This window comes from Pseudomonas sp. 43NM1, from assembly GCF_002836905.1.
Classification (GTDB): domain Bacteria; phylum Pseudomonadota; class Gammaproteobacteria; order Pseudomonadales; family Pseudomonadaceae; genus Aquipseudomonas; species Aquipseudomonas prosekii.
Window position 1 is genome coordinate 130,225 of the sequence record NZ_MKGS01000002.1, and the last position, 10,727, is coordinate 140,951.

Annotated in this window: 7 protein-coding genes and 2 pseudogenes; 3 read left to right on the top strand and 6 right to left on the bottom strand. The window is 56.5% G+C overall.

Annotated elements, in window-relative coordinates:
• Positions 1-135: 135 nt before the first annotated feature.
• Positions 136-828, top strand: coding sequence for an HAD family hydrolase (locus BI292_RS01615; protein WP_101206758.1), 693 nt, complete (start codon positions 136-138; stop codon positions 826-828).
• Here BI292_RS01615 and BI292_RS01620 read toward each other — a convergent pair.
• From BI292_RS01620 to tpiA, 3 genes are read right to left on the bottom strand one after another with little or no spacing between them, the layout of a single operon-like run.
• Entirely contained in the window at positions 815-1,858 is a 1,044-nt protein-coding gene (locus BI292_RS01620; RefSeq protein ID WP_101206759.1) for a class I fructose-bisphosphate aldolase, read from the bottom strand. The two genes, BI292_RS01615 and BI292_RS01620, sit on opposite strands and share 14 nt — an antisense overlap.
• Positions 1,855-4,281, bottom strand: a complete 2,427-nt coding sequence (locus BI292_RS01625; protein ID WP_101206760.1) for a phosphoketolase — start codon at positions 4,279-4,281, stop codon at positions 1,855-1,857. Before BI292_RS01625 ends, BI292_RS01620 begins: the two co-directional genes overlap by 4 nt.
• 2 nt (positions 4,282-4,283) lie before the next feature.
• Positions 4,284-5,063 carry a triose-phosphate isomerase gene (gene tpiA, locus BI292_RS01630; protein ID WP_101206761.1) on the bottom strand — a complete coding sequence of 260 codons (780 nt, stop codon included), beginning with the start codon at positions 5,061-5,063 and terminating at the stop codon, positions 4,284-4,286.
• Positions 5,064-5,469: 406 nt separating this feature from the next.
• Between tpiA and pgi the strand changes: the two genes are divergently transcribed.
• Complete coding sequence (pgi, locus tag BI292_RS01635; RefSeq protein WP_101206762.1) at positions 5,470-7,110, top strand: glucose-6-phosphate isomerase; 1,641 nt, start codon at positions 5,470-5,472, stop codon at positions 7,108-7,110.
• A gap of 104 nt (positions 7,111-7,214) precedes the next feature.
• Here pgi and BI292_RS01640 read toward each other — a convergent pair whose 3' ends face one another.
• Positions 7,215-8,165 carry a site-specific integrase gene (locus tag BI292_RS01640; RefSeq protein WP_101206763.1) on the bottom strand — a complete coding sequence of 317 codons (951 nt, stop codon included), beginning with the start codon at positions 8,163-8,165 and terminating at the stop codon, positions 7,215-7,217.
• A 180-nt stretch (positions 8,166-8,345) separates the two neighbouring features.
• Here BI292_RS01640 and BI292_RS01645 point away from each other — a divergent pair, with 180 nt between their 5' ends.
• Entirely contained in the window at positions 8,346-9,350 is a 1,005-nt protein-coding gene (locus BI292_RS01645) for a DNA-binding protein (RefSeq protein ID WP_101206764.1), read from the top strand.
• A gap of 426 nt (positions 9,351-9,776) precedes the next feature.
• Here BI292_RS01645 and BI292_RS01650 read toward each other — a convergent pair.
• Positions 9,777-10,340: pseudogene (locus tag BI292_RS01650) on the bottom strand (transposase); the annotation flags it as partial.
• Positions 10,340-10,671: pseudogene (locus tag BI292_RS29065) on the bottom strand (hypothetical protein). The pseudogenes BI292_RS01650 and BI292_RS29065, both read right to left, overlap by 1 nt.
• Between the last annotated feature and the right edge of the window lie 56 nt (positions 10,672-10,727).

The window sequence follows — 10,727 nt, forward strand, 5'->3', positions numbered from 1 at the left end:
CACACAGACGTGCCGTAACGACCACGCGCACGCTGTTGGAATCGTTTCTCAAGACAACTACGGAACGTCACGCCTTGCGCCATTAAGGTATAGCCCCACAAACACCCACCCCGGTGAAGCCGGACGAGGTCCTCAATGTTGGCTGACGTTGTCTTTCTGCTCGACGTCGACAACACGTTGCTGGACGGCGACCGCGTTGTTGATGACTTTCACGAGCACTTGAAAGCGCATTTGGGTCACGACCATGCCCGGCGCTACTGGGCAATCTTCGACAGATTGCGCAAAGAACTCGGCTATGTCGACTACCTGGGTGCCTTGCAGCGCTACCGGCTTGAGATCGGGCAGGGCAGTGCAGACGAACAAAGATTGTTGATGATGGCGTCCTTCCTTATTGACTACCCGTTTGCCGATCGACTCTACGCACATGCACTGCAAGTCATAAGGCATCTGGGCCAATACGGCCTGACCGTAATCCTTTCCGATGGCGATGTGGTTTTACAGCCGCGCAAGCTGCAACGTTCGGGGCTGTGGCAGGCCGTAGAAGGGCGTGCATTGGTCTATGTGCACAAGGAAAAGATGCTACAGGCCGCAGAACACCACTATCCCAGCCGTCACTATGTGATGGTTGACGACAAGTTGGGCATCCTGGCGGCCATGAAGGATATCTGGCGAGAACGGTTAACCACCCTTTTTGTGCGACAGGGTCATTACGCCATGGACCCGCAGATCATCGCCGCCGAGCCGGCGGCCGATTTTACGATTGAATGCATCGGCGATCTCGCCGCGGGTGATCTCTCGTACCTGTATCCACCGACTATACGCCGCTGATCGGAATTGCCAGGTTCTCCATGGCGGCCGAATAGTCACCTAGCCGCGCAGCACGGTTGCAGGTGGCGCGGTGCTGCAGCGCGCGCTGGGCTTGCTTTACTTTGCCAGGCTCGCCGCGCCAGATATCGAGGGCCGCCTGCTGGATCGCGCGTGCGAACGAAAACGTCAATGCCCAAGGCAGCCTGGACTTGAAGCGACGGTTCATCGCGTTCAAACGCGCTGTCGCCAGTTCGGCACTCTGGCCGCCCGACAGAAACGCGATGCCCGCCACGGCGGCTGGCACGGCGCGCAGGAGGGCCGTCACGGTGGTGTCGGCCACCTCGTCGATGTTGTCCTGATGGCTGCAGTTCAGGCCCGGCAGGAGCATGCTCGGTTTCAACACCATGCCTTCCAGCAGCACGTCTTGCACATGCAGTTGCTCGAAGACTTCGTGCAGCACTAGCGCGCTGACTTCGGCACAACGTTGCAGCGAGTGATCGCCCGACATCAGCACTTCGGGTTCAACCACGGGCACGAGCCCAACCTCCTGGCAGAGGGCCGCGTAGCGCGCCAGTGCATGAGCGTTGGCCGTGATGCATGCTGCGCTGGGCAGACCGGCGCCCATCGAGATCACCGCACGCCACTTCGCGAAGCGCGCACCGAGGGCGGCATAGCCTTGCAGCCGTTCGCGCAAACCATCCAGCCCTTCGGTGATTTTCTCGCCGTTGTGTCCGGCCAGAGCCTTCGCACCGGTGTCGACTTTAATCCCGACGACGATGCCGGCATCAGTCAACACCTGCACGAACGGCCTGCCATCGGTACACCGCTGGTAGATGGTCTCGTCATACAGAATTACGCCGCCGATACTCTCGGCCAGCGCCGGAGTCGTGATGATGAGCTCACGCCACCCGCGTCGCGCTGCCTCAGTCGGTTCAATGCCAACGGCTGCGAAGCGTTCGTTGCAAGTAGGGGTACTCTCGTCCATCGCAAGAAGCCCCTTGCCGTTAGCCAGCATCTGGCGTGCTGTATCGACAAGCTCGTGGGTATTCATATGCTCGCCCCCCATTTCCAGTTGCGGATTTCGGGCAGGTCCTCGCCATACTGGTTGATGTAGAGCTTGTGCTGGACAAGCTTGTCCTGAACCATCTGCTTCAAGTAAGCGCCCCTGCTGCCGAGATGAGGCAAGCGGTCGACAACGTCCTGTACCAAATGAAAACGGTCCAGGTCGTTCTGGACCCGTATGTCAAAAGCCGTGGTAATCGTCCCTTCTTCCTTGTAGCCGCGCACATGCAGGTTGCGGTTGTTTCGACGATAGGTAAGCCGATGCACCAGGCAAGGGTAGCCGTGGAAGCCGAAGATGATGTGCTTGTCCTTGGTGAACAGCGAGTCATAGTCCGCATCACTCAACCCGTGCGGATGCTCACTGGCTGACTGCAGTTTCATCAGGTCAACGACATTGATTACCCGAATCCGCAGGTCGGGCAAATGTTCACGCAGAATGGACACGGCCGCCAGAATCTCGAGTGTCGGAGTATCGCCGCAGCAAGCCATCACGACGTCCGGTTCGCTGTCCTGGTCGTTGCTCGCCCAGTGCCAGATCCCAACGCCCTGAGTGCAGTGCACGACCGCCTCATCCATGGTCAACCATTGCGGCAGCGCGTGCTTCCCGGCGACGACCACATTGACGTAATTACGGCTGCGCAGGCAGTGATCGAATGTTGATAACAGACAGTTCGCATCGGGCGGCAGATAAACGCGAACGATGTCGGCTTTCTTGTTGATCACATGGTCGAGGAAACCTGGGTCCTGATGCGTGAAACCGTTATGGTCCTGCTGCCAGACGTGCGAGGCAAGGAGGTAGTTCAACGAGGCGATCGGCCGTCGCCACGCCAGCTCCTTGGTGACTTTGAGCCACTTGGCATGCTGGCTGAACATCGAATCAATGATGCGGATGAAGGCCTCGTAGCTGTTGAAAAGCCCATGCCGACCGGTCAGCAGGTAGCCCTCCAGCCAGCCCTCGCACTGGTGCTCGCTCAGCATCGAATCGAGGACGCGGCCGGTGGGCGCGAGAAACTCGTCGTTCGCAACGGTCGCCATATCCCATTGGCGGTTGGTGACATCAAAGACTGCGCCAAGCAGGTTCGACAATGTCTCGTCCGGCCCGAAGATTCGAAAGTTGTCGGGGTTCAGCTTGATGATGTCCTTGAAAAACTCACCGAGCACCAGGGTGTCCTGGGCGAAAACGGCGCCGGGGGAGGGGATCTGAACCGCGTGCACACGGAAGTCGGGCATATGTAGATCGCGCAGCAACAGTCCGCCGTTAGCGTTTGGATTAGCGCCCATGCGCCGCGGGCCTTTCGGTGCCATCTCGGCCAATTCCGCAATCAATCGTCCGCTGGAGTCGAATAGCTCCTGCGCCTTGTAACTCTTCATCCAGCTTTCAAGTTGAGCCAAGTGCTCGGAGTGATGGGCATCGACCAACAGCGGCACCTGATGCGAGCGGAAGGTACCCTCGATTTGCAGCCCATCGACACTTTTCGGCCCGGTCCAGCCTTTGGGTGATCTGAGAACGATCATCGGCCAGCGCGGCCGTGTGACCGATTCAGTGGAGCGGGCAACTGTCTGCAATTGCCCGATTTGCGCGATGACGGTGTCTGTCGCGCGGGCCATCAGTTCGTGCATCGTCGCAGGGTCGTCGCCCTCGACAAAGTAAGGCTCCCAGCCGCAGCCACGCAGAAACTGCTCCAGTTCGTCATGAGCGATGCGCGCGAGCACCGTCGGATTGCTGATCTTGTAGCCGTTCAGATGCAGGATCGGCAGCACTGCACCGTCAGTGACCGGATCGAGAAACCGGGTGGACTGCCACGCCGTGGCCAGCGGGCCGGTCTCGGCCTCGCCGTCGCCGATGACGCAGGCCACTATCAGATTCGGATTATCAAATGCGGCACCGAAGGCGTGGCTGAGTGAATAGCCGAGTTCTCCGCCCTCGTGGATTGAGCCTGGTGTCGTCGGTGCGACATGGCTGGAAATACCGCCCGGAAACGAGAACTGCTTGAACAGCTTCTTCAGTCCTGCTTCATCCTGGCTGACATTCGGATAAACCTCGCTCCAGGTGCCTTCAAGATAGACGTTGCCGACGATTGCCGGGCCGCCATGTCCGGGACCGGCAATGTAAATCATGTCCAGATCGTTTTTTTTGATAACTCGATTCAAATGGACGTAGATGAAGTTCTGTCCTGGTGTCGTACCCCAGTGGCTGACAACAAGCGGCTTGACGTGTGCCATTGTCAAAGGATCGAGCAGCAACGGGTTGTCATAGAGGTACATCTGGCCGACCGAAATGTAATTGGCGGCTCGCCAGTAAGCGTTCATGCGCCACAACTCTTCTGCAGCTAACGTTGGACCATCGACGGCAAGAAGCCCGGCGACGTCCACGTTTTGATTCTCTTGCGTAAACGTAAGCGAGTCGTTCATGGTCACTGTTCCTTTTGTGAATTGACGTTAGGGGGATTCATGGCCGGGGCCGCTCTGCAGATCGCAAGAAAATCCGCAGACTTCAGACTGGCGCCGCCGACCAGGACGCCGCCGACTTCCGGCAACGACAGAATCGAAAGGGCATTGGAAGGTTTGACTGACCCGCCATACAGGATTCGCAGCTTTTTGCCCTCAGCACCCAGGCATTGGGTCAGGCAGTCCCTGATGTGCGCATGCATTTCAATGATTTGTCCGGACGTCGGCATCTGGCCGGACCCAATAGCCCAGAGTGGCTCGTAGCCGATCACAGCGCTGGACGCCGTCATGTTTTCGGGCACGCTCCGGGCGATCTGATCGCCGCAGACGGACAAGGCATTGCCTGCCAGCCGCTGCGCGCTCGTCTCACCGATGCAGATGATTGCCAGCAGACCCGCACGGCGCGCCGCTTTGGCTTTAGCGGCCACGACTGCATCAGTCTCCCCGTAATGCTGGCGGCGTTCCGAATGCCCGACGATGACTGCTCCGGCGCCGGCGTCCTTGAGCATCTCAGCGCTGAGATCACCGGTAAAAGGCCCCGAAATCTCGGCACTGCAATCCTCTGCGCCAATGGAGATGCCACCGGCGGCCGTGAGCACCGCTTGTGCGATCAGCGTCGCGGGCAGGCAAATCAAAACCTCTGTCGATGGCAGCGTCGCTTTCACCGAGGCGGCCACCGCTTCGATCTCATGGAGCTGGGATGCCACGCCATTCATCTTCCAGTTTCCGGCGATCAGTGGTTGCATAGGCTGCTTCGCTCTCCCGTTCGAACCGCAAGGCTCCTCGATAAGGTTTGACGATGCGCTCCGACAGCGCTTCGTTCTGTGCGCCAGCGCACGCTACGGTCAACTTGGTGTGAAAAGTGGAACGCAGAAAGGGTCGTATCGCTCCTTCAGGCAACCCAGAGAAAGCGCATAAGGCACTTGCGTGTGGTAGCGAACAGACCTATTCCGCATGCGTAGGTACAGTCGATTACAGACCTCGGTTTCCGCCAACTACTGCATAAGGAGTTGAGATCATCGTCGCCGATACACACCGGCCGCATAAGAAATACAGCGGGAGTATAAGAATGAAAATCTCAAGTATCGGTCCTCATCGAATGGGGGCCAGCACGCTTAACCGTTTTGCACTTGGCGCTCGGGGATTCAGGCGTTGAAGGCGCTCAACGCCCGGCCCGCATGGTTAGCGCTGGCAACACACTACGCACAAATAGGCAGCACACATCTGCGTGATTTGTTTGCTGCGGACCCGGAGCGTGGCACACGCTTTGTGCTTGAGTCCGCCGGGCTTTACCTTGATTATTCAAAAAACCGCATCAGCGGCGAGACCATCGGTCTGTTAGCCTCGCTGGCACGCGACTGCGATCTTTATGAGCGTATCGCCGCAATGTTTCGCGGCGAACTGATCAACACCACCGAACAACGGGCGGTGCTGCATACAGCCTTGCGAGCACCGGCGTGCGAGCAATTGTGGGTAGGCGGCGTTGATGTTGTAGCTCAAGTGCACTGCGTGCTGGATCGCATGTCCATTTTCAGCGAGCAGATCCGCAGCGGCACTTGGTGCGGTCATACCGGCAAGCCCATACGTCATGTCATCAATATTGGTATCGGTGGCTCCGATCTCGGCCCAGTGATGGCGTACGACGCCTTAAAAAACTACAGCCAGCGCAATCTGGATATGAAGTTCGTCTCCAACGTTGATGGTACTGCGCTGGCTGAGGCCACCCATGGGTTGAAGGCGGAGCAGACGCTATTCATCATTTGCTCCAAGAGTTTTCATACGCAAGAGACGCTGACGAACGCTCTTGCTGCGCGAGCCTGGAGTCTGTCCCAGCTGGGAGACGAGGCTTCGGTGGTGCGCCATTTTGTGGCCATCTCAACCAACACCGAGGCGACCGCTGCATTCGGTATCGCGCCCGAACAGACGTTTCCTTTGTGGGATTGGGTAGGAGGTCGTTATTCGATGGCATCGGCCATAGGCCTGTCGACCATGATAGCTATCGGACCAGCTCGTTTTCGCGACATGCTTGCTGGCATGCGAGCCATGGACGAGCATTTCCTGCACGCACCGATCGAACGGAACATGCCCGTAATGATGGGCTTGCTGGCGATATGGAATAACGACTTCCTTGGTGCCAGCACGCAAGCGATTCTGCCCTATGAACAGTACCTGTCACGCTTTCCTGCTTACCTGCAGCAGTTGACCATGGAAAGTAACGGCAAACATGTCACTTGTGATGGAGCCGCTGTCGGTTGCGACACATCACCCGTTGTGTGGGGGGAACCGGGTACAAACGGCCAGCATTCGTTCTACCAGCTACTGCATCAAGGCACCCGATTGGTGCCTTGTGATTTCATTGGCTTCGCTCATAGCCTTATCCCGTGTCAGGGAGACGACAGGTTTTTTGACAACCAGCATGACCTTTTGATGGCCAACCTGATCGCAGCTTCCGAGGCACTGGCTTTTGGCAAAACGGCGAGCGAACTCTACGCCGAGGGCACAGAAGAGGCCCTAGTGCCGCACCGTGTAGTGGGAGGCAACCGGCCCAGCAATACTCTGTTGGCCATGCGACTGAGCCCGCACACACTGGGCGCACTGGTAGCGTTGTACGAACACAGCGTTTTCACGCAAGGTGTGATTTGGGATATTGATTCTTTTGACCAATGGGGCGTCGAGTTCGGCAAGGTTCTGGCTGGGCTGGTGTTGGCCGAACTGACCGAATCCGAACATGTGGCGCTAGCGCACGACAGTTCGACCAATGCATTGATAAGAAAGTATCGTCATCTTCAATGATTTTTGGTTACAACCCGTGCTACAACTCTTCTAATCGAAGTGAATCGAATGAAACTAGCCCTCTGCAACCACTAAAAATTTCTGTAAGCCTCGTCCGATCCTGGTTACCTCAGCACTTCTGGTTTTGGTGCTGCAACCTGAACAGCTAGCTCCCCAAACGATGAGCTGGCATCTACATATCGCATCGCCGACTTCACATCCTTCCAGCCCACATAACTCATCAAACTCTTAATGTCCCAGCCATTCGCCGATGCCCAGGTCGCGAATCCGCGGCGCATGGAGTGACTGCTGTAGAGATCAGCCGAGACGCCAGCCTGCTCGAAGATGCGGCGAAGCAGTGGTATCAGGCTATTAGAGTTGATACCGCCGTCAGCAAGGTTTCCCCAACGATCGACCTTCCTGAATACAGGCCCGCGCGAAATGCCGGCGACGGTGATCCAGTTGATGTAAGCCTGAACGGAGCAGAGCTTCTTGAGCGCGGGGGTGTGGAATGTCGTCCCCAGGTGTTGTCGATCGCCTTTCGTATGCGGCAGGTAGAAAGTGATCCCTATCCCTGACTCGGCTTGGGTGTGTTCGACCTGAAGACGTGCCAGTTCATCACCCCGGAAACCCCTCCAGAACCCGATCAGCACCAAAGCAATGTCTCGCCGATGTCTGATCATACTTACAAATTGGCCGCGCTCAGCCGCGAGAGCTGCCTCTCGCTCAAGCCAGCTCACCGCTTGCTCCAGGTGGAATAGAAGGAGAGGGGCTGCCTGTTTTTCTTGGGTCGGATGCAATGTCCGGATGCCCTTGATCATTTGCTTAACAGTCGGCGTTTTTGTGGGATCAGGGAATCCCTGCGTGATGTGCCACTGAGCCAATGCGGCCAAGCGCTGCTTCAGCGTGTTGATGGCGTGCTTATCCGCATATTCGGCGAGGTAACGCACGATGCCATCCCCAGTGGCAGGCAGGAACCCACCCCAGGTCACTTCGAAGTGCTCCACCGCGGCACGATAGCTTAGCCGGGTGTTTTCCCGGGTGCCGGCCTGCAGATAACGATCAACTTTGTTCATCTCGACCCTTCTACGCGAAACGTACCTTTCCCGGCGTCGAAAAAGGCCAAAACCAGTTATATGATGCGATAACGCTTCATTATTTTATCAAAGAATCACCCTTTTATTGTTTTTTTATAGCAGTAAAGTGCTATGTATGTACGTGGTATGTAAAACAGTACGCAATTGTAGGAGAGAAAAATGGCACGCGGCGGAATTAACAAGGCGATTGTCCAGAAAGCCCGGGAATCGCTGCTGGCTCGGGGAGAGAATCCGAGCATCGACGCTGTGCGCATCGAGTTGGGAAATACCGGCTCAAAGACCACTATTCACCGTTATTTGAAGGAAATCGAAGATTTTGACCCTCGACCGCGAGCCTCTAGAGAGCGGCTGAGTGATGAATTGACCGAGCTTGTTGCCGGCCTTTTAGAGCGAATGGCGGAGGAGGGAGGTGAAGCTCTTGCATACGCCCAGGCGCGCTTCGACGAGCGGCGCAGCGAGCTGGAGCAAAAGCTCGATGGCTTGAGTGCCGAACTCACATCATTGCAGCGTGAAGTGGATAGTCAAAAAGGAGCGTTAGCGCTTCAAGCGGATGAGTTGCAGATTTGCCAGACAAGCCTGCAAACAGAGCTTACCCGCAATGCCCGCCTGAGCCAAAATTGCAGTGACTTGGAAATTCGCGTGCAGGAGAAGGATCAGCAGATCCGCTCTCTGGAAGAGAAACACCTTCATTCCCGAGACGCTTTGGAGCATTACCGCAATGCAGTCAAGGAACAGCGAGATCAGGAACAGCAACGGCACGAAAGACAGGTGCAGCAGGCTCAGGTTGAGCTGCGCCAACTTCAGCAGACGTTGATGGTCAAGCAGGACGAACTGACTCGACTGAACAGAGATAACGAGCGCTTGCTGAGTGAGGCTCGACAGCAGGCCAAAGCGGCGGCGACGCATGAAGATGCGGCGGTTCGATTGGCCGGTGAGATTGCTGCCATGAAGACAGCAGTTGCCAAGGCAGACGGGGCGAAAGAATCGCTTCTGGAGCAGCTAGGTATGTCGCGTGCCGAATCCAAGCGGCTAGAGGAGGGACTGGCGCAATCAAACGCGCAATTGGCCGCAACCAAGAGGGTGTCGGAGCAGTACTCTGCGGAGCTCATTCAGCTACGACAAACCAAAGATCATCCTGCCACTCACATTGAAAGCCCCACGTAAAGACCAAGGGAGAATTAGCTTGATGAAGTTTGACGCGGTATGTAGCGGTTCGGTTACAAGCACTCTTGACCTGAAATATGCGCATGAGCGCCTGAATCAGATGGTTTCTTCGGATGATTGTTCGGGGCCACTGAAGCGCATCGGACGAGTTGCATCAAGTACGAAGAAGGTGACGTCCAAAATTAGCAGGGAGGGTTTCAATGCGTAGAGGGCTATACATCGCTACTCGATCCATATCTGACGGTGGCGACAGGCAGAAAGCGGCCGATTCTGTTGAAAAAAATCGGATTTTCAGATCGCCTGAACTCAGGTACGACCACTACCGGAGAACCGACTCACCACATTGAGTGGTTTCTCGGCCCTTCGTTGACCTTTGCTGCTCTATTAATGGGTTAGTTTGAGGTCTTTTGCTTCGTGCCGGCGCACCTATCCCGTAGAAGGTGGCCCTTGAGATGCAAGTTTGGCCAGCCGTCGCAGGTTCTGTACCGCGGCCGCCAGCGTGAACTCATCGGACGCGCCACTCATGCCACGTAGTCGCAAGCGATCCAGTTTCAGGATGCGCTTGAGGTGGGCAAACAACATTTCGACCTTCTTACGTTCGTGGCGAGAGCGCACGTACTCCGGCGTCGCCGCGACGCGTCGAGCCACATCACGCGCGGCTTCATGGACGCTACGGACGATCTTGCGAATCGAAGTGTTCGGGCAGCACTTGGCTTTCATCGGACAGGATACGCAGTCGGTCTGCCTGGAGCGGAAGATGATGGTGTTAGCTTTTGTGACGTGTGAACGCTCGTTCCTGAAGGCTCGCCATTCGCTGCGTAATACGTTGCCGGCTGGGCAGCGGTACTCCTCAGCCTCTTCATTCCAGTGGAAATCGTTACTCGAAAAGCTGTCGTTCTTGCGCTCGGTTTTGTCCCACACCGGCACATGCGGTTCGATGTCTTTTTCCTCCACCATCCAGGCCAGCATCGGCGCGGTACCGTACCCACTTACATCGACTTGACCGATACCACTTCCACAAATCTGAATTTTTTCTGGCTGTCTTAGTAGCTTCTTGTTCTGCAACTAGGGAGCTCAGCGTATCGGCCTCATGTACCATCTCGTGCATCTCGCCTTCAAATTCATTTCCCACACGGAGCGTGACTCTTAACCTAGGTGTGAAGCCTTTTGAGACTGACTTTTTCTTCTCTGCCTTCACCGGTTGCACGATCACAACATCCGGGACGGTGTCCTGCACGTCCGGGTGAATTGCCGGCGCAGAGGGCTCAGGATCTCCGAATAGGGCCCGGCGCATATCATCTTCCATCAATTCTGTATTCACGCTATTTCTCAGAAGGGTGTTATCTATACCTGATCGATTCTATTAGGATGACCAGA